This window comes from Kribbella sp. NBC_00359, from assembly GCF_036097425.1.
Lineage (GTDB): Bacteria > Actinomycetota > Actinomycetes > Propionibacteriales > Kribbellaceae > Kribbella.
Window position 1 is genome coordinate 910,642 of the sequence record NZ_CP107975.1, and the last position, 22,165, is coordinate 932,806.

20 protein-coding genes and 1 other RNA gene are annotated in these 22,165 nt (G+C 68.4%); 8 read left to right on the forward strand and 13 right to left on the reverse strand.

The features are described 5' to 3' along the window. Position 1: 1 nt before the first annotated feature. From OG876_RS04345 to OG876_RS04355, 3 genes are read right to left on the reverse strand one after another with little or no spacing between them, the layout of a single operon-like run. Positions 2-886: a carbohydrate ABC transporter permease gene (locus OG876_RS04345; protein WP_328523440.1), complete on the reverse strand. Its 885-nt coding sequence runs from the start codon at positions 884-886 to the stop codon at positions 2-4. Then, positions 883-1,824, reverse strand: coding sequence for a carbohydrate ABC transporter permease (locus OG876_RS04350; protein WP_328523441.1), 942 nt, complete (start codon positions 1,822-1,824; stop codon positions 883-885). Before OG876_RS04350 ends, OG876_RS04345 begins: the two co-directional genes overlap by 4 nt. A 33-nt stretch (positions 1,825-1,857) precedes the next feature. Then, positions 1,858-3,981: an alpha-galactosidase gene (locus tag OG876_RS04355; RefSeq protein ID WP_328523442.1), complete on the reverse strand. Its 2,124-nt coding sequence runs from the start codon at positions 3,979-3,981 to the stop codon at positions 1,858-1,860. 201 nt (positions 3,982-4,182) lie between these two features. Between OG876_RS04355 and OG876_RS04360 the strand changes: the two genes are divergently transcribed. The 3 genes from OG876_RS04360 (at position 4,183) to OG876_RS04370 (ending at position 6,820) form a co-directional block, all read left to right on the forward strand. Beyond that, positions 4,183-4,755 carry a helix-turn-helix domain-containing protein gene (locus tag OG876_RS04360; RefSeq protein WP_328523443.1) on the forward strand — a complete coding sequence of 191 codons (573 nt, stop codon included), beginning with the start codon at positions 4,183-4,185 and terminating at the stop codon, positions 4,753-4,755. Next, positions 4,752-5,465, forward strand: coding sequence for a hypothetical protein (locus OG876_RS04365; RefSeq protein ID WP_328523444.1), 714 nt, complete (start codon positions 4,752-4,754; stop codon positions 5,463-5,465). Before OG876_RS04360 ends, OG876_RS04365 begins: the two co-directional genes overlap by 4 nt. Before the next feature lie 179 nt (positions 5,466-5,644). Then, complete coding sequence (locus OG876_RS04370) at positions 5,645-6,820, forward strand: hypothetical protein (RefSeq protein WP_328523445.1); 1,176 nt, start codon at positions 5,645-5,647, stop codon at positions 6,818-6,820. A 67-nt stretch (positions 6,821-6,887) separates the two neighbouring features. On the opposite strand, the gene OG876_RS04375 is transcribed toward OG876_RS04370, so the two are convergent. Continuing rightward, on the reverse strand, positions 6,888-9,191 hold the full coding sequence (locus tag OG876_RS04375) for a M4 family metallopeptidase (RefSeq protein WP_328523446.1): 2,304 nt from the start codon (positions 9,189-9,191) through the stop codon (positions 6,888-6,890). A 366-nt stretch (positions 9,192-9,557) separates the two neighbouring features. Here OG876_RS04375 and OG876_RS04380 point away from each other — a divergent pair, with 366 nt between their 5' ends. Further along, positions 9,558-11,417 carry an FHA domain-containing protein gene (locus OG876_RS04380; protein WP_328523447.1) on the forward strand — a complete coding sequence of 620 codons (1,860 nt, stop codon included), beginning with the start codon at positions 9,558-9,560 and terminating at the stop codon, positions 11,415-11,417. Between the two features lie 18 nt (positions 11,418-11,435). On the opposite strand, the gene OG876_RS04385 is transcribed toward OG876_RS04380, so the two are convergent. After that, complete coding sequence (locus OG876_RS04385; RefSeq protein ID WP_328523448.1) at positions 11,436-11,852, reverse strand: MarR family winged helix-turn-helix transcriptional regulator; 417 nt, start codon at positions 11,850-11,852, stop codon at positions 11,436-11,438. Between the two features lie 109 nt (positions 11,853-11,961). Here OG876_RS04385 and OG876_RS04390 point away from each other — a divergent pair, with 109 nt between their 5' ends. The 3 genes from OG876_RS04390 to OG876_RS04400 are packed head-to-tail and all read left to right on the forward strand — an operon-like array spanning position 11,962 to position 14,526. Continuing rightward, positions 11,962-12,843 carry an MBL fold metallo-hydrolase gene (locus OG876_RS04390; protein WP_328523449.1) on the forward strand — a complete coding sequence of 294 codons (882 nt, stop codon included), beginning with the start codon at positions 11,962-11,964 and terminating at the stop codon, positions 12,841-12,843. Between the two features lie 37 nt (positions 12,844-12,880). Beyond that, positions 12,881-13,318 (forward strand): MarR family transcriptional regulator, encoded by a 438-nt coding sequence (locus OG876_RS04395; RefSeq protein ID WP_328523450.1) that lies wholly within the window; start codon positions 12,881-12,883, stop codon positions 13,316-13,318. Beyond that, on the forward strand, positions 13,315-14,526 hold the full coding sequence (locus tag OG876_RS04400; RefSeq protein ID WP_328523451.1) for an epoxide hydrolase family protein: 1,212 nt from the start codon (positions 13,315-13,317) through the stop codon (positions 14,524-14,526). Before OG876_RS04395 ends, OG876_RS04400 begins: the two co-directional genes overlap by 4 nt. A 2-nt stretch (positions 14,527-14,528) precedes the next feature. Here OG876_RS04400 and OG876_RS04405 read toward each other — a convergent pair whose 3' ends face one another. From OG876_RS04405 to OG876_RS04415, 3 genes are read right to left on the reverse strand one after another with little or no spacing between them, the layout of a single operon-like run. Continuing rightward, positions 14,529-14,735 carry a hypothetical protein gene (locus OG876_RS04405; protein WP_328523452.1) on the reverse strand — a complete coding sequence of 69 codons (207 nt, stop codon included), beginning with the start codon at positions 14,733-14,735 and terminating at the stop codon, positions 14,529-14,531. A 29-nt stretch (positions 14,736-14,764) separates the two neighbouring features. Next, positions 14,765-15,199, reverse strand: a complete 435-nt coding sequence (locus OG876_RS04410) for a MarR family winged helix-turn-helix transcriptional regulator (protein ID WP_328523453.1) — start codon at positions 15,197-15,199, stop codon at positions 14,765-14,767. A gap of 31 nt (positions 15,200-15,230) precedes the next feature. Beyond that, the gene (locus OG876_RS04415; RefSeq protein WP_328523454.1) at positions 15,231-16,118 is read right to left on the reverse strand and encodes an alpha/beta fold hydrolase; all 888 of its coding nucleotides are present in this window, start codon (positions 16,116-16,118) and stop codon (positions 15,231-15,233) included. A 315-nt stretch (positions 16,119-16,433) separates the two neighbouring features. On the opposite strand from OG876_RS04415, the gene OG876_RS04420 reads away from it, so the two are divergent. Further along, positions 16,434-18,236: a SulP family inorganic anion transporter gene (locus tag OG876_RS04420; RefSeq protein ID WP_328523455.1), complete on the forward strand. Its 1,803-nt coding sequence runs from the start codon at positions 16,434-16,436 to the stop codon at positions 18,234-18,236. A gap of 102 nt (positions 18,237-18,338) precedes the next feature. Here the strand turns inward: OG876_RS04420 and ssrA are convergent. The 5 genes from ssrA to OG876_RS04445 form a co-directional block, all read right to left on the reverse strand. Beyond that, positions 18,339-18,713: a transfer-messenger RNA gene (gene ssrA, locus OG876_RS04425) on the reverse strand. 100 nt (positions 18,714-18,813) lie between these two features. Then, positions 18,814-19,500 (reverse strand): YoaK family protein, encoded by a 687-nt coding sequence (locus OG876_RS04430; RefSeq protein WP_328523456.1) that lies wholly within the window; start codon positions 19,498-19,500, stop codon positions 18,814-18,816. A gap of 22 nt (positions 19,501-19,522) precedes the next feature. After that, positions 19,523-20,083 (reverse strand): DUF1707 and DUF4870 domain-containing protein, encoded by a 561-nt coding sequence (locus OG876_RS04435; protein ID WP_328523457.1) that lies wholly within the window; start codon positions 20,081-20,083, stop codon positions 19,523-19,525. Between the two features lie 108 nt (positions 20,084-20,191). Next, on the reverse strand, positions 20,192-20,668 hold the full coding sequence (gene smpB / locus OG876_RS04440) for an SsrA-binding protein SmpB (RefSeq protein WP_328523458.1): 477 nt from the start codon (positions 20,666-20,668) through the stop codon (positions 20,192-20,194). Between the two features lie 21 nt (positions 20,669-20,689). Further along, a complete protein-coding gene (locus OG876_RS04445) occupies positions 20,690-22,123 on the reverse strand; it encodes a M23 family metallopeptidase (RefSeq protein ID WP_328523459.1) in 1,434 nt (477 codons plus the stop codon). Positions 22,124-22,165 lie beyond the last annotated feature (42 nt).

A 22,165-nucleotide genomic window follows, 5' to 3' on the forward strand; every position in this document is an offset into this window, starting at 1 on the left:
CTCACTTGATCCCGGAGAAGCCGATGGAGTTGGTGATCCGCCTGGCGAACGCCAGGAACAGCACGATCATCGGCAGCGCCGCGATCAGCGTCGCCGCCATCAGCCCGGCCCAGTCCGGCCCACCCTGCGGAGTTTGTGACCGGAAGACCCCGAGCGCGACCGTCAGCACCCGCACGTTCTCCTGCTGACCCACCAGCAGCGGCCAGAAGTAGTCGTTCCAGGAGTTGATGTAGGTCAGGATCCCCAGGGTGGCGATCGGCGCGGCGCTCATCGGGATGATCAGGCCGAAGAAGATCCGCCGGTGCCCGGCGCCGTCGATCATCGCCGCCTCCTCCAGTTCCCGGTTGATACCGAGGAAGAACTGGCGCAGGAAGAAGATCGCGAACGGCGTCATGAACGCCCCCGGCAGGATGATGCCGGCGAAGCTGTTCAGCAACCCGAGGTTCTTGATCAGCACGAAGTTCGGGAGCGTGGTGAAGATCGGCGGCACCATCAGTGCGGCCAGGAACAACGCGAACACCTTGTCCCGGCCGGGCCACCGCAGCCGGGCGAACGCGTACGCCGCCATCGCGCTGAAGAACACCTGGCAGACCGTCGTAATCGTTGCCACGACCAACGAGTTGCGCAGGTACAGCCAGAAGTTGACGGCCGCACCGGACCCGCCTTGCGCCTGTGCCTCCTCGATCGTCGACAACCCGAGGACCCGCTTGAACGCGCCGAGGGTGGTCTCCACCGGCAGCAGCGAGCTCGGGTGGCCGGGGAGCTGGGTGTTGTCGGACAGCGCCGTACGCAACATCCAGTAGAACGGGAACAGCGTGACGAGCAGCAGCACGATCACGCACGCCCAGGCCACGACCCGGCCGATATTCAGTTCTCTCCGCCTCATGCCAGGTCACTCTCCTTCGCCCGGAGCAGCCGCAACTGCAGCAGCGAGACCAGCGCGAGGATCGCGAACAGCACCAGCGCCATCGCGGAGGCGTACCCGAAGTCGAAGCGGGTGAAGGCCCGCTCGTAGATGTAGTAGTAGATCACCCGGGTCGCGTTGATCGGACCGCCTTGCGTGGTCACCGCGACGGTGTCGAAGATCTGGAACGACCCGATCATGGTGACCACCAGGACCATCACCAGAACAGGTCGCAACAGCGGCAGCGTGATCCGCCAGAACGTCTTCCACTCGGTCGATCCATCCACCTCGGCCGCCTCGTAGACGTACGCCGGAATCGTCTGCAGGCCGGCGAACACCAGCAGGGCCGTGTAGCCCATGTGCCGCCAGACGTTGATGCCCGCGACCGTCGGGATCGCCCAGTGCGAGTCGCCGAAGAACGCGACCGGGTCGATCCCGATCCAGTGCAGACCCTGGTTCACGATGCCGACCTGGAAGTCGAGCATCCAGTACCAGACCAGCGCGACGACCACGTTCGCGACCAGGTACGGCAGCAGGACCACCGCCCGGACCGTGATCGACTTGGTCAGCCGGTACATCAGCATCGCGATGCCGATCGCCAGGACCGTCTGCACGCCGATATTGATCACGACGTATTCGACCGTGACCGCCAGTGCGTTCCAGAAGAAGCTGTCCTGGATCATCCGCCGGTAGTTGTCCAGCCCGTTGAACTGCGGTGCGGAGAGCAGGCTGTACTCGGTGAAGCTCAGGTAGGCGCCGCGCAGGGTCGGCCAGATGTAGAAGACGACGAAGCCCAGGGTCGCCGGGGCCAGGAAGATCATCGCGACCTTCAGGTCACCCAGACTTCGCCGCCGGCTCGGCGCCTCCGGATCCCCGCGACGGTTCTGCTGTTGGGGCGGTGCATTGGTCGTCACGGTCACGGGGATCTCCTCCTTGGTCGGCGATCGACCGGGCTAGTCGATCGCGGTCACATCCAGCAAGATCGCGTTCTCGGGCCACTGAGCCGGGAGCAGGACCCCGACCGAGGCCAGGGCGGCACCGTTCAGTTCCACACTTCCACCGTTGGCCGACCAGGGTGCCGTCCGCGACTCGGGTCCGGGTGTCGCGGTCTTGCTGACGCGGTAGGTCCGCCGCGGGTCGAGCCCGGGCAGCCGGACGCGGCCGACCGCCGAGGTGACCGACTGCGTCAGCTGTACGGCGGCGTACACGGCGCGGGAGCCGTCCGGCGCGACCACGCCGTGCAGGAGGAAGTCCTCCGGACCGCGGTCGGCGCGGACGACCGTGCCGGTGTGCAGCAGCGGCCGCAGTTCCTTGTGCAGGGCAACCCAGCCGGCCAGTTCCTCACGCTCCTGCGGCGAGGCGGACGCGATGTCCCACTCGATGCCGAAGTGGCCGAACAGCGCGGTGATCGCGCGGAACGACAGCGCCTGGGTGCGGCCGGTGGTGTGCGCCCGCGGCGGGCCGACGTGGCAGCCGATCAGCTCCGGCGGCAGCAGCAGTTCGGTGTAGCGCTGGATCGTCTGCCGCTCGAGCGCATCGTTGCTGTCGCTGCCCCAGATCCGGTCGGTGCGCTCGAGGATGCCGAGGTCGACCCGGGCGCCACCGGACGAGCACGACTCGATCTCCAGACCGGGGTGCCGGCGCTTCAGCTCGTCGATCAGCCGGTACACGGCCAGGGTCTGCTCGTGGATACCCGCCGTACCGGTCAGCTGGTTGCCGCCGTCAACGAAGTCCCGGTTGTGGTCCCACTTCAGGTACGCGATGTCGTACTCGGTCAGCAGGCTGTCGAGCCGCTCGAGGATGTAGTCGTACGCCGCCGGGACGCCGAGGTTCAGCCCCTGCTGGTGCCGCGCGGTGGGTGGCATCCGGTGGCCGGCGGCAAGGATCCAGTCGGGGTGCTCGCGGGCCAGGTCCGAGTCCGGGTTCACCATCTCCGGCTCGACCCACAGCCCGAACTGCAGCCCGAGACCGCGGACATGGTCGACCAGCGGGTGCAGACCCTTCGGCCAGATCCCCTCGTCGACGTACCAGTCGCCGAGCCCGGCGTGGTCGTCGCGCCGGCCGCGGAACCAGCCGTCGTCGAGCACGAACCGCTCGGCCCCGACCTCGGCGGCCGCGTCCGCGAGCGCCTTCAGCTTGTCCAGGTCGAGGTCGAAGTAGACGGCTTCCCAGGTGTTCAGTACGACGGGACGCTCGGTGCGCGGGTGGTTCGGCCGGGCCCGCAGGTACTCGTGGAAGCGGGCGGACAGCTGATCGAGGCCGACGCCGTACGAACCGTAGATCCACGGGGTGCTGTAGGTGCCCTCGGGCTGCACGCGCCCCTCGCCGGGGAGGAGCAGTTCGCCGCCGCCGATGACGGCGTACCCGCTCATGCCGCGCTCGGCGTACGAGCGGTGGTTGCCGCTCCAGGCGGTGTGCACGGCCCAGCTCTCGCCGGTGCGGAAGTCGAAGCCGGGCGCGCCGGCGATCAGCAGCAGGGTCGCGTCGGCGCCGGTGCGGCCGCGACGGTTGTCGCGGATGTGCGCGCCCTGCGTGAACGCGTGCCGCTGCGGGTGCCGCTCGCCGATGTGGCGGCCGGTCATGTCGAGCAGTTCGGTCGCCTCGGTCGGGACCGGCAGCGCGAGGACCAGACCATCGACCGTGTACGGCGTCGCGCCGGTGTTGGTGAGGTCCGCCTTGGCGCGGACGAGGCCGCTGTCGGTCAGCTCGATGATCAGGCGGATCGTCAGACCGGCCTCGGGATCCGCGGCGTCGACCTGCACGGTGTTGTCCGAGCGCGCGACGCTCGTCAGCCGGAAGCTCGCGGAGAAGTCCTGCCCGTCGCGATGGCCGCTCAGACCCGGCAGCCCGAACCAGCCGGCGGCGTACTCCGGCACGATCGCGATCGGCTGGTTGTCGTCGAGGCCGTTGCCGTCCTGCGCCGCGCCGGCGCCACGCCTCAGTTCCAGCAGAGCTTTCTCGGTCAACTCACCCAGATCCGCACCCCAGTGCAGGACGGACGGAAGGGCCGGACCAGAGCAGTCCAGCACCAGGCTGACGCCGGCAGCCCGGAGCTGCAGCACCTCGATGTTCGACACTGTTGATTCACTCTGCTTTCTGATTGATTTCAGGACGGAACTATTTACCCCGCGACCCCAGATGTCAACGCTCGAACCCAATGCTTCACGAAGTTAAGTAAGTACCTTACGGCCGCCGCCCCCATCCGCCCAGCCCCAAGGCAATCGCTCTCCGGGCTGCCCGCTCTTGACAGATTTTCCTGTCAAGAGAAGATTGGGGGCATGTTGCGGTATGTCGAGGAGCCGGAGAAGGTGCGGCTGGCGTTGTCGCCGATTCGGCGCCGGCTGCTCGAGCTGCTTCGGGAGCCCTCGTCGGCCACGCAGCTCGCGGCGGTGCTGGAGCTGCCGCGCCAGCGGGTGAACTATCACCTGCGCGAGCTGGAGAAGGCCGGCTTGGTCGAGCTGGTCGAGGAGCGGCAGCGGCGCGGGTTCACCGAGCGGATCCTGCGCGCGTCGGCCGCGACCTTGGTGGTCGATCCGGCCGTGATGGGTCGCGCGTTCACCCAGATCCAGGACCAGTACGCCGCCGAGCACCTCGTGGACGTTGCCGCCGGCACCGTTCGGGACGTGGCCCGGATGCAGACCGCGGCCGATGCCGAGGGCAAGCGGCTGCTCACCTTCACCCTCGAGACCGAGGTGCGGTTCGCCGAGCCGGGCGACGTCCACGCCTTCACCGACGCGTTGACCGAGGCGGTGCGGCGGACGGTCTCCGAGTTCGATGCCGAGGGCGGGCGCCCGTATCGGCTGATCGCGGGCGGCCACCCGGCGCCCCGTCGTACCGAAGGAGACTCATGAGCGAGGACAGGCCACAGATCGTGGTGACCGTGGCGGCGCCCGTCGAGGCGGTGTGGGGCGCGCTGCGCGACAAGCAGAAGATCCGGCACTGGCACGGCTGGGAGTACGAAGGCCCCGAGGGCGGCCTGGACGAGGAGATCGACCTCATCTACTTCACCCGCGCGGTCGAGGAGGGCACGACCCTGACCCTCGGCAACGGCGACGAGTTCGTGGTCGAGCCGGTCGAGGGTGGCGCGCGGATCACGCTGACCCGGGCACCGCGCGGCGCCGACCCCAAGTGGGAGGCGTACTACGACGACGTCACCGAGGGCTGGACGACCTTCCTCAACCAGCTGCGGTTCGCCGTCGAACGCCATCCCGGTGAAGCCCGCCATACGCTGTTCTACTCCGGGACCGGCCCCCTCTCCCCGATGGCCGAGCTCGGCATCTCCCCCGGCCCCGCCGGCAGCTCCTACGAACTCGAGCTGGTGGGCGAGCAGGTGAAGGGCGAGGTCTGGTACGTCTCCGAGCACCAGATCGGCCTGACGGTAGATGCCTGGGGCAACGGTCTGATGGTTCTCAGCCACATCGCGCCCGGTGACCAGAAACCCGACGGCGCCACGATGGCCGTCCTGAGCCTCTACGGAGACACCGACCGCACCGAGCTCGACGCCCGCTGGCGCGCCTGGTGGGAGCCGCGCTACCCGGCCAAGCTCGACCTCGGCGGCTGAGCCTGGCACGAGAGCGCTGACACGGCGGTGACAGGGCGCAAAGGTGTCAGCACTCTCGGTCTATCGGTGAGTGGTTACCCGGAAGTACATTTCTGCCGACGGTGATCGGGTGGGGGTCCTGACGATCACCGAACTCCGGCGAGAGAGGCCTTCCGGTGCGCATTCCGAGAAGTCGTCGAGTGTCCCTGATCCTTGTGCTCTCCATGACCGGGCTAGGCCTGGTCGCATCCCCCGCGATGGCCGACGGTCCCGGGTCCGGTACGCCGTACGTCGTCACCGTCGGCGACTCCTACATCTCGGGCGAGGCCGGCCGGTGGGCCGGGAGCTCGAACAACTCCGAGGCACCGGCCGACGCGCTCGGCGCGCATGCCTATCACGACAACGCGAGCCATACCGCCGAGCTGATCCCGAAGTGCCACCGCAGCCAGTCGGCGGAGGCGTACATCGGCGGTGGGGTCGGCGGGCTGAACCTGGCCTGCTCCGGCGCCCGCACCACGACCAGCACCGGTGACGACTTCAAGCCGGGCATCGACTTCTACGACGACGGCGCCGGGCACCTCGGCCAGGCGAAGATGCTGCAGCAGTTCGCGGCCGGCCACAACGTCACGCAGGTGGTCGTCTCGATCGGCGGCAACGACTTCAACTTCGCGTCGATCGTGACGTCGTGCGTGACCGACTTCCTGACGTCGCCGTCGTGGTTCCCGGACTACTGCAAGGACGACTCGTCGGTCGTCGCCAACTTCACGTCCGCCAACGTCACCGCCGTACGCGGGCGGATCGCGACCGCCTTCCAGAACGTCCGCACCGCCATGCGGAACGCGGGGTACGGCGACAACGCGTGGACCCTGCTCGTCCAGACCTACCCGTCGCCGATCCCGGCCGCGAGCGGGTTCCGGTACGGGCAGAGCGGTTACACCCGGCAGAGCGTCGGCGGCTGCGGCTTCTGGAACTCCGACGCCGACTGGGCGAACAGCACCGCTCTCAACACCATCAACACCACGGTCCGCGCCGCGATGGGCCAGTCCGGCCTGACCAACACGCGACTGCTCGAACTCCAGTCCGCCTTCAACGGCCGCCGCCTGTGCGAGAACACAGTCGGCCTCTACGAGGAAGTCGGCCTGAGCTCCTGGACCCAGCCGACCGCGGTCGACAAGACCGAGTGGATCAACCAGATCCGCACCGTCACCACGATCGGCTCCGACTACTACATCCAGGAATCCCTCCACCCCAACTACTGGGCCCAGCTCGCCCTCCGCTCCTGCGTCCGCCAGACCTACACCCAAAACCGAGGCGGCACCTGCACCATCTCCGCCCCCGGCCTACTGAACGGCGAGCCCCGGATGACCCTCAACTGACCCGAACGAACGAACCGGCCGCCGTACCCCTGGCTGGGGTACGGCGGCCGGTGTCGTCAGGCTGGGATCAGCTCAGGTTCAGGCCTGTGTCGTCGATGACGAATGAGGTCTGGAGGGAGCTGTCCTCGGTGCCGGTGAAGCTGATGGACACCGTCTGGCCCGCGAACGACGACACGTTGAACGACTTCAGCGAGTAGCCACTCGCCTTGTTCAGGTTCGAGTACGTCGCCAGCGTGGTCGAGCCCGCCTTCACCGTCAGCTTGTCGTACTGCGTCGTGGTGGTGGTCTCGGCGGAATCGATGTGCAGGTAGAACGACAGCGTCGCGCTGCAGCCGGCCGGGATCGCCACCGACTGGCTCAGCGTGTCGGTGTGCGTGCTGCCATAGCCGTCCAGCCACGCCTTCCAGGTCCCGCCATGGGCCGGCTGGGAGGCGGTGTTGTCGATCACTCCGGTCGACGCCGACCACGGCGTCGCCGTACCCGTCTCGAAGCCCGGGTTGCCGAGCTTCTGGCCGGAGCAGCCGCCGGTGCCACCGACGGTGATCGTGAACGAGGTGCTGCCCGAACCACCGGCACTCGCGGTCGCCGTCGCGGTGACGTTGAAGGTGCCGCTGGCGGTCGGGGTGCCGGACACGGTCCCGGTGGAGGAACCGATCGTGACGCCGCCCGGCAGGCCGGTGGCCGACCAGGTGTACGGCGCGGTGCCGCCGGTCGCCGTCAGCGTGAACGGCGTGATCGCCGTACCGACGGTGCCGGTCTTGTTGCCCGGGTTCGTGACCGTGACGCCGCCGCTGGTGGAGCAGGTCGGGTCACCCGACTGCGCCGGAACGCTGACCGCGTCCCACGCCGCCTTCACGGTGTTGAACTCGGTGCAGCTGCCCGGGTACAGGTTCTTGGCCGCGGTCAGGGTCCAGGTCCGGTACTTCAGGTACGAGCTGCTGCTGGTCTTCATCAGCATCGCGTTGTACATGATCCGGATCGCCTTCTGGATCCCGATACCGGTCACCGTCGAGCTGTTGCAGGTCGGGCTCGCGGGCGAGCCGTTGCTGCCCTGGGAGAGCAGGTAGAACCAGTGGTTGCCGGGGCCGGCCGAGGCGTGCACCTCGCCGCCCGGGATCGAGCTCGAGTAGCAGTTCGGGTCGCCGAGGGCCGACGGGTTGTACATGTTCCGGATCGGGCCGCTGCCGACCAGGTTCACCTCTTCGCCGACCAGGAAGTCCGGCGGGTCGTACGCCGAGCTCTGGTTGCTGTACCACTCGGTGCTCGCGCCGAACGTGTCGGCGACGAACTCCTGGGTGCCGCTGCCGGAGATACCGCCCGGCGTGTGGTCGTCGATCCCGTGACCCATCTCGTGGGCCAGGACGTCGATCGAGCCGATCCAGCCGCCGGCGGTGTTCTTGCCGATCTGGACCTGGGTGCCGTCGTAGTACGCGTTCTGGTCGTTCAGGCCGACGCGGATCGGCCAGGCGCCGCCGTTGCCGTCCATGCCGTTGCGGCCGAGCCAGTCGGTCAGCATGTGCCGCTCGGTCTGCGCGGCGAACAGGGCGTCGACGCAGCCGGTCTCACGGTTGGTCGCGGTCCCGTTGCCCCAGTTGTCGTCCGGACCGGAGAACGTGGTGTTGTTCGCCGCGTCCTGGCAGGACAGGTTGGTGGTGTTCGGGTCCTTCATCGAGTACGTGCTGCCGCTGAGCGTGGTGTCCAGGTGCACCGGGTTCGGGCCGCTGTAGACCGCCGTACCGTTGCCGGCCATCACGTGTTCCTTGGTGCCGAGCACCTTGCCGCTCTGCGCGTCGACGTACACCGACAGGCTCGACGGCTCCTTGCCGTTGTTGCCGGTGACACGGGACTGCCACGCCAGCTTCGGCGTGCCGTTGAGGGCGTACACGGCCAGCGTCGGCGTGGTCGACGAGTCGACGCGCTTCAGCTGCTTGGTCGCGGTCGCCTTGGCGGCCGCCGAGGTGACCTTGGCGGACGTCGACAGGTCGGGTACGGCGGTGGTCTGGGCCACCGACGTGGCCTGCACCGCACCCTTTTCGTCGGTGACGACGACGAAGTCACCACCGACGACCGGGAGTCCCTTGTACGAGCGCTCGTACGGGACGTACTGCAGGCCGGACGGCTCGGAGATCACCGCTTTGGCGGTGAACTTGTCGTCCTTGCCGGCATGCAGACCGGCCGGCCGGTTCGCGACCAGCGAGGAGGCAGCGTCGGCGGCGTACGCCTTCGACTGTGCCTGCGTGGGCCGGGGAGGTGGTGCCGCATTCGGCGCGGCTCCGGCCGCTGAGGTTCCGAATCCGGCGAGCGCCGCTACCGCGAGGCTGGTGACCGCGAGGACGGCAGCTGGCGTGCGGGAACGCTGAAACAAGACCATGGATGTGGTCCCTTCGCGAAGATGGTGCTGGGCGGGTTGCGCCTCGCCGGACTGCAGGCAGGTGCACCACCTCTGCCTGGGACCTCCGGCCTATCCACCGGTTTGTTGCCCTCGCCTTTCTATCCGCCGCCGATGGATCCGCGCGGACGGACACTATGCCCGCGCCGATCACCGGGCAAGGCGCTCCGATGCCGCTGGCACGACTCGGACAATGACCGCGTTGTCATCGCGCGATTACAGAGAAAATCGGCCTTTGAGCTGACAAAGTCGGGAACATCACGCAGGTCGAGGACGGGGTGGCCTGGACCAATCGCCGATGCTGCAGGCAGAATCGCGCAGACGGGTTGGCTGCCGGCTGGGGTGTGAGTGGAAACCGAATTCGCGCTGTCACTCGGCACGCAGCGCTGGACGCTGCCGGCCGAGAGCGACACGATCACGATCGGGCGTGCCTCGAACGCCGACATCCGGTTGCAGGCCGACGACCAGATCTCCCGGATCCACGCCCGCCTGGGCCGCACCGGCACGACCTGGACCCTGTACGACGAGTCCCGCAACGGCACCGGCCTCAACGGCCGCCGCCTGGCCGCCCCCACCCCCCTCACCGAAGGCGACCGAATCCACATCGGCCGCTCAGTCCTGACCTTCCACGAAACCCCGGTCCAGGCCCCCGCGGAGCCTGCCCCAAACCCTGCCGCCTCCGCCTCCGCCCCCGGCCCCGCGACCTCCGCGCCACCCCCCGCCCCAGCACCCGCGGACTTCGGCACTCCAGGCGCCGCGGCCTCCGCGCCTGCCGCCCCGCCACCCGCGGACTTTGGCACTCCTGGCCCGACCACACCGCCCCCAGCCGTCGCCCCGGACGCACCCGCCCAGGTCCCCGAGGACCCACCCCCCTTCATCCCCGCGGACCTCACCTCACCACGCCAAACCCCACCCGCGGACGCCAACCGTCCGAGCCCCTTCGCCCCCGCGTCTGAGCCGGGCTATTTCACCCCCGCCGACCCCGAGGCCGGCCGGTTCACTCCCGCGGATCACGCGTCGGACGCCGGCCCCTTCAGCCCAGCGGATCACGCGTCGGACGCCGGCCCCTTCAGCCCAGCGGATCACGCGTCGGACGCCAGCCCCTTCAGCCCAGCGGATCAGGCGTCGGACGCCAGCCCCTTCGGCCCCGTGGATCGCGGGGCGGAGTCGGGTCCGTTTGGGGCTGACGAGGGTCAGGGGAGTCCGTTCGGGTCTGCCGGGTCCGGGTCGCTCGACAACGCGGCGCCGCCGCCGGCTCCGCCGGACATCCCGCGCCGGGAGGATGCTCCCGGCAACTTCCCGCTCTTCCCGGACGAACCGTCGTACGAAGGCACCGACGAAGACGCCCCCTGGGCCGCCTACCCGTCCGACAACTCCGAGCCCGCCAACTCTCCGTGGGACAACTCACCGGCCGCACAGCCAAGCTGGAACGAGTCGGCCAGCTGGCCCGACACCAGCCGAGCGCATCAGCCCGACCGCCTCCCGCCGACCGACCGCGTCGGGTCCGACGACGACGGCTCCGAGGAGGTCGGCACGGTCCGCCTCCTTCGCGTGCTGCTGATCGCCGGCGCGGTGATCGTCCTCGGCATCCTGATCAACCTGATCGTCACGTTCCTCGCGGACGGCCCCGGCGGCGCGCTGCGCTGGTTCGTCCCGCCGGCGATCGCCCTGGTCCTGGCCATGATCATCGCCCTCCTCGACGCCGCCGCGCCGAAGGGCCGCGGCGCCGGCCGGCTCGACGTCTCGATCGTCGTCGCGATCGTCGTCGTACTCGTCGGCGTCGGTGTCGGCGGCTTCGCCCTCACCGCGGGCGCGGAGTACGTCGGTGGCTATCTCACCGGCAACGAGTCCGGCGAGGCCCGCCTGATCAAACCCGTCGCCAAGACCGTCGACGGTCTCACCGTCACCGTCCAGAACGTCACCTACACGAGCCACTTCACCCGCGTCGACCTGCTGGTCAAGAACACCGGCAAGCAGGCGGTCAGCCTGCCGCTGAAAGGCAATGCCACCTTCACCGGCGCCGAGGGCAACGCTCTCCGCGCCGACACCTCACGTAGCCAGTGGCCCGGCAGCATCCCCGCCGGCGGGTCCAAACACGGCACCATCACCTTCACCGGTCACCTCCCCGACGCCACCACGGCGGCCGCCCTCACGCTGAAGTCCGGTGACACCGACGTCGCCGTCACCGGCATCGTCCTGACCAAGTGACACACGCGCCTGGTCAGCTCAGCGCTTGGTGATCGCCCGGTCCAGGAGTTGCTGCAGCGTGTGCTGTTCCGCCGCGCTCAGGCCCGCCAGCGGTGATTCCTGACCGAGGAGCTCGAGCAGCTCGGCGCGCAGCGCCGTCCCCTTCGTGGTGAGCACGAGGTGGCGCGCCCGCCGGTCCGTCGGGTGCGGGCGACGTTCGATCAGACCCTGGTTCTCCAGCTTGTCGACCACGAACGTCGCGTTCGACGGCTCGCAGCTCATCCGCTCGGCCAGCTCGCCCATCGTCATCGGCCCGGACAGCTCGCGCAACGCGGTCGCCTGCGGAGCGGTCAGCCCGAGCTTCACCGCACGCGCCCGCAGATGCTCGCCGATCTGGTGGGACAGTCCGTTCACCAGCCCACACAGCTGCCGCTCGGCGGCCTCCGGACTCGTCATGCTCGCACCCTATCTCATTCATCAAGCCAGAATATTTGTAGCTTGAATCTTTCAAGTCAGACGTTTTATCGTCATCGGCGTCCGATCCACTTTCGACGAAGGGCGCACGATGACCGCAGCACCCGGCGAACGCCTCCGCCGCCCGGCCCGCCTCCGCTCCGTCGACCTCGGCCCGATCCAGGTCAGTTACGTGCCGGACGGCGCCGTCCAACTCGTCCCGCACGGCTGGTTCCCGGAGACGACCGAGGAGATCTGGGCCCGACATCCCGAGTACGTCGATGACACTGGCCACCTGGCCGGCAGCCTCGGCGGCCTGCTGATCGAGTACGGCGAACGCGCGCTGCTCATCGACGCCGGCTTCGGACCGGATGCCTGGCCGGCCACCCCCGGCAACCCGATCGGCGTGATTCGCGGCGGCGCACTGCTGGACAATCTCGCCGCGCTAGGCCGCAAGCCGGAGGACATCGAGGCGGTCGCCTTCACCCACCTGCACGTCGACCACCTCGGCTGGGCCTGGCACCCGGCACCGGGCAGCGACAAACCGGCGTTCGCCCATGCCGACTACCTGCTCACGGAGCCCGAATGGTCGAATCGCGAACTGGCCGAGGCCGAAGGCACGAGCCGCGAGATCCTCGACGTACTGCGCTCCCGGGTGCGAACTGTGGCCGACGGCAACGAGATCTTCCCCGGCGTCCGCGTCCAGCTGACCGGCGGTCACACGATCGGCCATGCGGCGTACGTCGTCGAAGCGGCCGGCCGGCGCCTGATCGCGTTCGGCGACGCACTGCACTCGCCGATCCAGATCGCCCACCCGGAATGGTGGGCCGCGCCCGACCACGACCGCACCCTCTCCACCGCACACCGCCACCGCCTGATCAAGGAACTGTCCCAGCCGGACACCCTCGGCTTCGGCATCCACTTCGCCGACGTCCCCTTCGGCCACGTCGAAACCCGGAACGGTCACTCCACCTGGCACCCCATCGACGCCTGACGACCGGCTTATATCGAAGATTGATATAGTTCGAGCCATGGCGGACGGGTTGGATGTGGATCGGCTGACCACGGTGATCGAGGACTTCAACACGATCTTCATCCGGTTGCCGTCGGTGCGGAGGTTCAACTTCTCGACGTTGTCGGTGCTGCACACGCTGTCGCGCAAAGGCCCGCTGCGACTGACCGATCTGCTGGCGACCGAGCAGCTCAAGCAGCCCGCCCTGACCAGCCTGGTCGCGAAGCTGGTGCAGGACGGACTGCTGCGACGCCGCCCCGATCCGAGCGACGGACGGGCGATGCTGCTGTCGCTGACGCGATCGGGCCGGCAGATCGTCCGCTCCCGCCATGCGAACCGGGTCGCGAAGCTCACCCGCCTCGTCGACCAGCTCACCCCCGAGGAGCGCGCCGTACTCGCGGGCTCCGTCCACGTACTGACCCGGCTGACCGAGATCGCCGCTGAGGAGCAACCATGACCGGCTTTCCCCTGGAGCCCACACCGATCCATGTCCCCGACGAGGTCCTCGACGACCTGCGCCGCCGGCTCACCGCGACCAAGTGGCCGCTCGACGTCGGGAACGACGACGGCTTCTACGGCGTACGCCGTACCCAACTGCAGGCCCTGGTCGAGTACTGGGCCGACGGGTTCGACTGGCGTGCGGCGGAGCGGGCGATCAACGCGTACGAGCACTACCGCGTCGACGTCGGCGGCGTACCCGTGCACTTGATGCGCAAGGCCGGCATCGGGCCGCGGCCGATCCCGCTGATCCTGAGTCACGGCTGGCCGTGGACGTTCTGGCACTGGTCGAAGGTGATCGATCCGCTCGCGGACCCGGCGTCGTACGGCGGCGATCCGGCCGACGCGTTCGACGTGATCGTGCCGTCGCTGCCCGGGTTCGGGTTCTCTACGCCGCTGACGAACCAGCCGGACATGAACTTCTGGAAGATCGCCGACGTCTGGCACGAGCTGATGACCGGAGTGCTCGGCTTCGAGCGGTACGCCGCCGGCGGGTGCGATGTCGGCGCGTTGGTGACCGGGCAACTCGGGCACAAGTACGCCGATGAGCTCTACGGGATCCACATCGGTTCAGGGCTGAAGCTCACGTTCTTCAACGGCGATCGCGGCTGGGATCTGAGCGGCGGCAACCCGATCCCACCCAACCTGCCGCCGATTGTCCACCATCGGATTGTCGAATTCGAGCGCCGCTTCGCCGCCCACCTCGCGACTCATGTGCTCGATCCGAGCACGCTCGGGTTCGGCCTCGCCGACTCACCGGCCGGCATGCTCGCATGGATCCTCGAGCGCTGGCTCAGTTGGTCCGAGGGCGACAAGGCGTTCAGCGACGACGACCTGCTCACTCACGCCACGATCTACTGGGCGGGCAACGCGATCGACACCTCGATCCGCACCTACGCCAACAACAACCGCTACCCCTGGACGCCGTCGCACGACCGCACTCCGGCGATCGAGGCCCCCACCGGCATCACCTTCGTCGGCTACGAGAACCCGCCCGGCGTCAACACGCCGGAAGAGCGCATCCAGAACTTCCTCAGCAGCGATCGCGCGGCTTGGTACAACCATGTCAACCTCACCGCCCACCCGCAGGGAGGTCACTTCATCCCGTGGGAGCTCCCAGGCGAGTGGACGGACGACCTACGCCGTACCTTCCGCCCCTACCGCTGAGCTCAGTGGTCAGCCAGGCGAGGGTGGTCGCGCCAGGCCGGCATCGTCGCCATGTAGGCGAGGGTGTCGGCCTCGATCTTCTCGCGCGGGTCGTCCGGGTTGCGGCGCTGCTGCCAGGACACCATCGACGCGAATCGGGTCTCGAAATCCTGAAGGTTGCCGTCGGCATCGACGCAGTACGCGCAGTACCGGCCGCTCTCGATCGGCATGCTGCAACTCTCGCACGTGCTGGTCATGGTCATCGCTCGGCTCCGTTCGATCGCACGAGATGGGACAAGGTGGTGAGCAGCACGTCGCGCTCGCCGGATGGCAGTACGGCGAACGCCTCGGCCAGCGCGGCGACACTGAGCACGTCGCGATCGGCTCGCAGGACGGCGAATCCCTCGGGCGACAGCCACACCAGCGTGCGGCGCCGGTCCTGCGGATCGCGCTCGCGTTCCAGGACACCCTTGGACTCGAGCTGTGTCACGATGTCGCTGACGACGGACTGCGCACGATCCAGATGCAGCGCGATGTCTCCGACGGTCAACGGCCCTGTCTGCGAAAGGTGCTGCAGGACGGCCCGGCTCGCGCCGGACAACTCATTCCGCTTGCCGTCCCGCCGGTGAAACCGCAGGTACGTCTCGCGGAACAGATCAGCGAACGCCTGGGCGTCCTCTTCGGCCGTGCTCACACAGAGAATGTCCACCCCACCTGATCCATCGTCAATCCCGATGGATCCGCGCCTGCCGGAAGGCCATCGGCGCCCCGTGCTCCACATGCGGCCGCTCCGCGCGGACGATCAGACGGCGGATCTGCTGCGCCACATCATCCGGGGCGTTCTCGTCGGGCGCGTTGTGGTCGAGACCAGGCAGTACGGCGTACTCGGCGCTCGGGATGATCGCGGCGAGACGCGGGAGGATGCCGGTCAGGTACGCGGGCGACTTCTCACCACCGAGGAGAAGAGTCCGCGACGCGATCCCGGCGTACCTGCTGCCATCGGAGTCGAGGCGCACGATCTCCCCGATCTCGGCCGGTGTCGTCGGCATCAGGTCCCGCGTCTCGCGCCCGCCGGACCCGTGCAGCATCAGGAATGCGATTGCCCAGAGCAATGAGGTCGCCTTGTACGGCAGCAGATCCGTGCCCTTGAGGAACGTCGCCATCGCCGCGGTCGGATGTCCCCCGTCGAGCTGCTGCGTGAACGTGGTCAGCCAGCTCGCGTCGAACGACCCCACGATACTCACCGCCGGCTCGTAAGCAACCAGCGCGTCCAAGGGCCGTTGCAGTCCCACATGCAACGCGACCAACCCGCCGTAGCTGTGCCCGAACACCATTCGCGCACCGGTCTGCTCCAGCACCGCCAGGACGTCGTCGACCTCAGTCTCCACGCCGTACGACGCTCCTTGCGCCCCACTCACCCCACGGCCACGCCGCTCGACAACGTGCACTTCGTGGGCCCCAGCGAGCCCTCGAGCCAGGCCCTCGTAGTGATGAGCCCGCCGATTGTTCCCCGGAACCACGACGATCCCAGGCCCAGCCCCCAAGCTCAGAACCCCGATCGCCGCCCCATCCCCAGCCACCACAACGCCCCGCCGCCACTCACGTCTCCGCACCCCGAGCCTCCCTCGTCCGTTTCCCCACCATCCCCGCCCCCACTGTCACACCCCTGTCACCTCTCTGGCATAACCCACCCGCAGCGCGATATCTGCCCAGAACGGACATATTCACTGCCGATCTCGGCCGGGATGGCTGTGCGTTCGTGTGCGCCCGACGGAAAGTCACGAGGAATCGGGCGAACGCGGAACGCACTTCGGTGGGGCTGGTCACCGAAGTCGCCCAGGTGAAGTCAGCCGGTAGGGGTGATGACGGGGTTACCGGCCGACTGTGAGCCTGATCGAAGGACGTGACCGGTCCGTTGAGGAAGCGGGATGCCGATGGTCGAAGCAGAGGGCTCGAGCGGTGAGCCTGCGAAGGTCGTCCTCGTCCCCTACCAGAGTGCCTACGAGGGGCGTTCCCCGTTCGCCTCGTCGACCAAGCCACCGTGGACGCGCCGCTACGTCCCGTTGGTCGACTCGCTGAAGAGCTACTCACGGGACAAGCTCCGGGTCGATGCGCTGGCGGGGCTGACGGTCGCCGCCCTTGCCCTCCCCGCGTCGATGGCATACTCCGAGCTCGCCGGGCTTCCCGTCACCGCCGGCCTGTATACCCTGCTGCTGCCCGTGCTGGCCTACGCGCTGCTCGGGTCGGGCCTACGCGTCGTGATCGGTCCGGAAGGTGCCGTGGCCCTGCTGGTCGCCAGTGCCCTCGCGCCGCTCGCCGCCGCGGGCTCGGCGGAGTACACCACGTTGGCAGCCGCCCTGGCCATCGCCGTCGGCGCCATCTTCCTCATCGCTCGGCTGCTGCGCCTGGGCTGGGTCGCCGACTACTTCTCGCAGTCGGTGCTGGTCGGCTACATCACCGGCGTGGCGGTGCTGATGATCCTCGGTCAATTGGAGAAGCTGACGGGCCTGTCCAGCACGTACAGCGGTGCCATCCGGGCAGCGATCGACAACGTCGCACACATCGGCCATGTGAACCTGGCGACCGTGGCCGTGGCGGCTGGCGCCTTTGTCGTCCTGATCCTGCTCGGCCGTTTCCTTCCGCGCTGGCCCGGAGCCCTGGTCGTGGTCGTCCTGGGCATCGTGGTGTCCTGGCTGTTCGACCTGGAGGCGCAGGGTGTCTCCGTCACCGGCTCGATCCCGGCCGGACTGCCGTCGTTCGACCGGCCGCACGTCACCAGCTCGGAGTGGCTCTCCCTGGCCCTGCCGGCCGCGGCGATCTTCCTGGTGAGCTTCTCGGACTCGATCCTGACCGCTCGATCCTTCGCAGCTCGACACGGCGAGACCATCGACGCAGACCAGGAGTTGCTCTCCTTCAGCGCGGCGGACGTCGCGGCCGGCTTCACGCACGGCATGCCGGTCGGCACCAGCGGATCCCGCACGGCCGTCAACGACTCGATGAAGGCCACCAGTCAGATCAGTGGCCTCTTCGCCTTCGGCACCATCCTGCTGATCCTCCTGTTCCTCACTGCCCCCATTCGCTATCTGCCCTCCGCGGTGCTCGGCGCCGTGATCGTCTACGCGTCGCTGAAACTCATCGACCCGGCCCAGTGGCGTGACCTGGCCAGGAGCAGCCGCACCGAGGTTGGCATCGCTGCGATCACCACTGTGGTCGTGGTCGCCATCGGCGTGCTGCCGGCGATCGCGGTCGCCGTGGTGCTGTCCATCGTCGACGTGATCCGCCGCACCGCCATCCCGGGCGACGCCGTGCTTGGCTACTCAGAAGCCGAGCAGCGGTACGCCGACGTCGGCACCCACCCCGATGCGGGCATCACCCCCGGAGTGGTCGTCTACCGGATCCAGGAACGGCTCTTCTTCGCCAACGCCCACTTCTTCAAACGCCGGGTGTGGGCGGCCGTCGACGGCGCACCCAAGCCCGTCGGCCACCTGATCCTGGACGCCACCATGATCAGCGGGATCGACGCCAGCGCGGTCGGGGCGATCCGCGAGGTCCGGACGGGACTGCACAGCCGCAACATCACGTTCGAGGTCGCACACCCGACCGACGAACTACGCGAGCAGCTCGACCAGACGGGCCTGACCAGTGAGATCGGCGCCGAGCATATCCATGGCACCATCGAGGCCGCCGTGCAGGCGTGCGCCCCGCAGCCTCGATCGCCGTCCCCTGAGTGAACCCGACCGATGGGGATGTGAGTATCCGCCCGCCAGCAGCGTCGGCGGTCGCGGAACGACGAAGTGCCTGGTCGATGTTGCTCTGACCAGGCACTTCTCAAGGGGTGGAGGTGGCGGGAATCGAACCCGCGTCCTTCAGCGTTGCTCCAAGACTTCTCCGGGCGCAGTCTGTTAGGCGATTTTCTCGGCCCCAGCGCTCTCACAGACACGTCGCTGACAGGCCCAGTCACTGTAAATGTCCCGTACTAACCCCGTGACCGGGCTAGCACAGCAAGCTTCCTAGCTGAGGCCAGGAACCGGGTCGGAAGCATCCCCGGGCTGACCCTTCGTTTACCTCAGGCCGTCAGGCGGCGAGAGCGAAGTTAGTGCGCGTGTTATTGGCACTTATTGGTTTCCAGAGATCGTTAACGAGATAACCCTGGATCCTCGGCCCGCTTCCCTTGGAACTAACGTCCAAAGTCGAAACCGTTCACCCCCTGTTGAGTTGTCAAACTCCCACCAGCCCCGAAGGGTGGTGGAAGATCCACACTACCAAGTCCAACAGACCGCCCGCACCTCACATTCCCGGCGGCAGCCCTCAGGCGGCCGGATCCGGGGCCGGGGCGGGCGCGAACAGGAAGATGAGCGCCGCGGCGGCAACCACAGCGCCGGCCAGAGCGATGACACCAGAGACGGTCTGCTGGAGCAGCAACGCCCCGATCGCCGCACCCACGAGCATGGCCGCGATGGAGCCCAGCCGACGGTGCGGCTTGGCCGAGCGACCGGTGCCCAGCACGCTGTCCGCCGCCAGCCCGGTCAGGGTCAACGTCAGCACAGTCGTGGTCAGATCCCGCGGCGCCACATGCCGCACCGTCGCGTTCTGCAATCCGAAACAGGCCGCCAGCGCCACGATCAGCACGTACGACGTTCCGCCCGTCTCCCGCAGTACGCCGACACCCACCAGCAGCGCGCACACCCACAGCACCACCGCCTGCACGCCGAAAGCAGTCCCCAGCCACTCGCGGGGCCGTCCATCCAGCACACGAGCCGCCCGCCCGCCGCCCAGTGACCCGAGCACGAACCCGAGCACCGCCGCCACCGGCGGCCCGAAGCGAAACCCTGTCTCCGGCACCACCGCGAACCCCAGGAACACGACGTTCCCCGTCATGTTCGCCACGAACGTGTGCCCGAGCGACAGATAGCTCACCGCATCGATCAGCCCCGTGGCGCCGGTCAACCCCAGGAACCCGGCGACCTCCCAGCGCGCCGCGACAGGAACAGCCATGCCGCCAAGCGTAAGAGACGAGCTACTTGATCAGCCGCAGCGTGAACGGGTAGCGGAAGTTCGTGCCGACCGCGGTGGCGAGCCCGCCGATCCCCGTGAGGACGAACCACAGGATGCCGAGCAGCGGGAACAGGAATCCCAGGAACCCGTGGGTCATGCCGGTCGCGATGCCCAGCAGCACGAACGCTCCGAACGCGCTCAGCTGGAAGTTCAACGCCTCGACCGCATGCTTACGCACCGCCGGGTTCTTCTGACCCGTCGTGGCGACCACGATCGCCGGCCCGACGAAGAACGTCGGGTACCCGAGCCAGTGCGCCAGCGTCCCCATCCCACGGCCGCTCGAGTCGTACCGCTGGAGCTGCGCCGGCCGGGTGAAGGCGGCGGGTGCGTACGTCGGGACCGGCCGGGAGACGAGTCCGTCGAACGTGCTGTTCAGCTCGGCTCGGGTGCGGGCCTTCAGCGCCAACTCGAGCCGGGTGTCGAACTCGAAGTGGTCCAGCCGGCCGTCGGCGTACATCTCTTTCAGGATCTCGACTGCGCGGTCCCGTTGGGCCGGCGTCACCAGCAGGTCTGAAGTGCTCATGCCTCCACTCTGCGCGCCGGACGCCGCTCGCCCCATCGGGTTCAGCCCCCAGGCACCCCTGACCGGACCCCAGGCAGCACTCGGGTACAGCCGGTCACCGCAACCGGATCAGCGGCCGCGGGTCCGCTCCGACAGGGCGCGCCGGGCCTCGCGGTCGGCCTGGCGCTCGGCCAGGGCGTGCCGCTTGTCGTAGTCCTTCTTGCCGCGCCCGGTGGCGAGTTCGACCTTCGCGTAGCCGTCCTTGAAGTACAGCGACAGCGGGATCAACGAAACACCCTGCTGCTCGACGGCCTTGATCAGCTTCTGCACCTCGTCCTTGTGCAGCAGCAGCTTGCGGGTCCGGCGCGGCTCGTGGTTGGTCCACGTCCCGTGCTTGTACTCGGGGATGTGCATCCCCTGGAGCCAGAGCTCGTTCCCCCGGACCGCGGCGAACGCGTCGACGAGGGAGGCCCGGCCCTGCCGCAGGGACTTGACCTCGGTCCCCGTCAGCACCAGCCCGGCCTCCACCACGTCCTCGATGTGGTAGTCGTGTCGCGCCTTCCGGTTCTGCGCGATCGGCTTCTGCTGGCCGGTCTGTTTCACCATCCGACCAGTATCTCACTCTGGTCAGAGCCACTTCATCGGATTAACCACGTTGCCGTCCTGGTAGACCATGAAATGCAGGTGGCAGCCGGTGGAGTACCCCGTGGTGCCGACGTACCCGATGATCTCGCCGCGGGAGACGCGCTCGCCGACGTGGGCCCTGTACTTCGACAGGTGGTTGTAGACGGTGGTGATGGAGGAGCCGTCGATCACCCCGTGTGAGACGAACAGCCGGTTCCCGTAACCACCGTTGTAGTACTTGTCCGTGACGACCCCGCTGGCGGCCGCGCGGATCGGCGTACCGCAGCCGGCGCCGAAGTCGGTGCCGTCGTGCAGCTTCCAGTAGTGCAGGATCGGGTGGAAACGCATTCCGAACGGCGACGTGATGTAGGTGTCGATCGGCTTGCTCAACCGCCCACCGTTGTCGGACGGCTCGTCCGGTACGTTGCGCGGCGCCCGGTGCTCCTTGCGCGCCCGCTCCCGCTCGGCCTTCTCCCGGGCCGCCTTGCGGCGGGCGGCGGCCGCCTTCTCGGCGCGAGCCCGGGCGATCAGGACCTGCTGGACCCGGGTCCGCTCGCGCAGCAGTGAGTTGTACTGCGCCAGTTCGGAGTTCTTCTCCTTCTCGGCGGCCTTGAAGGCGACCAGCTTGACCTGAGCGACCGCGGCGGCCTCGGCCTTGTCGGCGGCGACCTGCTGGGTCAGCTCGGTGACCTGCTGGACCGTCTGGGCGGCCTCGGCCCGCGCCGCCGCGGCGGCCTTCTCGGCCACCGCCACCTTGGCCCGTTTGCTCGCGAGCTGCGCCTGCGCGTTGTTCAGGTTCGTGATCGCGTTGCCCTGGATGCCGAACACGTTTCGCTGCACCTGCATCCCGGTGGCGATGTCGGCCGGCGCCGCGCCACGCAGCGCGATCGACAGCCCGACCAGGCTGTTCTGCTGCTGGTATGCCGATCGCACCGCCCGCCCGGCCACCGCCCGCTTCTCCGTGATCAACTGCTCACCCGCCGCGACATCGGAGATCGCCGTACGCAAGGCTTCTTCGGCGCTCGCGAGCTTGCTCGCGGCAACCACATCGGCGGCCTTCGCGGCGGCCAGTTTGCCCTGGGCGGCGGCGTACCGGACCTGGACGGCCTGGTACTTCACCTCCGCCTGGTTGTAGGCGGCCACGGACTTGCCGAGCTGGTCGGACGCCTCGGCGAGATCAGCCTTCTGCTGGTTGATCTGCGAGTCGAGTTGTTTCTTCTTGGCGGCTGGATCGGGCGGGTCCGCCTGGGCAGACGGGACCGCCGCCAGGACTCCGGCGGACAGGGACAGGACAAGGCAGCAAGCGGCGACCACCGTCGGCCGGCCCCGCGGTCCGGTGCGTGATCGCGGGTACGGCGGTGCGGAGGTGCCGGTGCTGTCGTCTCGCTTGATGCTCCCCCGCGGACGCGGGTTCGCACCGGGGAAGTGCGGGACCACAGGTCGACCCCTTGCTCTGGATGAAGTTGTCGTGCGGTACAG

What these genes read in the sequence shown, in the direction of transcription:
- OG876_RS04345 (WP_328523440.1), bottom strand. Translation starts at nt 886, where the DNA reads ATGAGGCGGAGAGAACTGAATATCGGCCGGGTCGTGGCCTGGGCGTGC.
- OG876_RS04360 (WP_328523443.1), top strand. Translation starts at nt 4,183, where the DNA reads ATGTTGCGGTATGTCGAGGAGCCGGAGAAGGTGCGGCTGGCGTTGTCG.
- OG876_RS04365 (WP_328523444.1), top strand. Translation starts at nt 4,752, where the DNA reads ATGAGCGAGGACAGGCCACAGATCGTGGTGACCGTGGCGGCGCCCGTC.
- OG876_RS04375 (WP_328523446.1), bottom strand. Translation starts at nt 9,191, where the DNA reads ATGGTCTTGTTTCAGCGTTCCCGCACGCCAGCTGCCGTCCTCGCGGTC.
- OG876_RS04385 (WP_328523448.1), bottom strand. Translation starts at nt 11,852, where the DNA reads ATGACGAGTCCGGAGGCCGCCGAGCGGCAGCTGTGTGGGCTGGTGAAC.
- OG876_RS04390 (WP_328523449.1), top strand. Translation starts at nt 11,962, where the DNA reads ATGACCGCAGCACCCGGCGAACGCCTCCGCCGCCCGGCCCGCCTCCGC.
- OG876_RS04395 (WP_328523450.1), top strand. Translation starts at nt 12,881, where the DNA reads ATGGCGGACGGGTTGGATGTGGATCGGCTGACCACGGTGATCGAGGAC.
- OG876_RS04400 (WP_328523451.1), top strand. Translation starts at nt 13,315, where the DNA reads ATGACCGGCTTTCCCCTGGAGCCCACACCGATCCATGTCCCCGACGAG.
- OG876_RS04405 (WP_328523452.1), bottom strand. Translation starts at nt 14,735, where the DNA reads ATGCCGATCGAGAGCGGCCGGTACTGCGCGTACTGCGTCGATGCCGAC.
- OG876_RS04420 (WP_328523455.1), top strand. Translation starts at nt 16,434, where the DNA reads ATGCCGATGGTCGAAGCAGAGGGCTCGAGCGGTGAGCCTGCGAAGGTC.
- OG876_RS04430 (WP_328523456.1), bottom strand. Translation starts at nt 19,500, where the DNA reads ATGGCTGTTCCTGTCGCGGCGCGCTGGGAGGTCGCCGGGTTCCTGGGG.
- OG876_RS04435 (WP_328523457.1), bottom strand. Translation starts at nt 20,083, where the DNA reads ATGAGCACTTCAGACCTGCTGGTGACGCCGGCCCAACGGGACCGCGCA.
- smpB (WP_328523458.1), bottom strand. Translation starts at nt 20,668, where the DNA reads ATGGTGAAACAGACCGGCCAGCAGAAGCCGATCGCGCAGAACCGGAAG.